Genomic DNA, 812 nt, shown 5'->3' on the forward strand with positions numbered 1-812 from the left:
AAGGCCCATTTTGTTAGATTTACGTAGAATAAAAATATATTGATCTTATACCCTGAAATCATAAGGATTATTTATTGTTATTGAATAATATAGTAGGATTGTTAATATAACATATTGAATTTTATTATTGATTTAATCTAACATTTTGAGGTGGAGTCAGTGTCTAACAAACATGGAGTAAACGCGGTTGAACCAATTCGAGATATGGAAAAAATTATGGAAATAAAAAATTATTTACTCCGACGATCCTATCGTGATTACTTTTTGTTTGTTTTTGGAATTAATTCTGGGCTTAGAATAAGCGATATTTTGCCCTTACGAGTCATGGATGTTAAATACACCAAGTATTTAATAATCAAAGAAAAAAAGACCGGAAACATTAGAAAAACTATCATAACTCCGGCTTTAAAAAGTGAAATTGAGAAATACACGTACAGAATGGCTGATTCTGAGTATTTATTTCCATCACAAAAAGGAAATAAGCCAATTAGCAGGGTTCAAGCGTGGCAAATCATTCACAATGCGGCAAAAGCTTGTGGAGTTGAAGGAGCAATCGGTACACATACTCTTCGCAAAACTTTTGGGTATCATTTTTACCAACAAACGAAGGATGTTGCTATGTTGCAATATATTTTTGGTCATTCTAGTCCTTCAATAACTTTGAGATATATAGGAATCAATGATGACATGGTAGATAAAGCACTAGAGAAATTTTCGTTGTAAAAAAGTGACGAAATATGTCGATTTTTGGAGTCAGAAGCTTTATAATTAGTATAGGTATTTTTGTAAAATTACATAACACAATGGGCCTT

The 812-nt window shown here is 31.4% G+C and carries 1 protein-coding gene; it reads left to right on the forward strand.

Annotated features, from left to right (window positions below; genetic code table 11):
- Positions 1-204: 204 nt before the first annotated feature.
- Positions 205-723: a site-specific integrase gene (locus tag DNHGIG_RS20880; RefSeq protein ID WP_282201435.1), complete on the forward strand. Its 519-nt coding sequence runs from the start codon at positions 205-207 to the stop codon at positions 721-723.
- Positions 724-812 lie beyond the last annotated feature (89 nt).

Origin of the sequence: Collibacillus ludicampi (genome assembly GCF_023705585.1) — a bacterium.
GTDB lineage: Bacteria > Bacillota > Bacilli > Tumebacillales > BOQE01 > Collibacillus > Collibacillus ludicampi.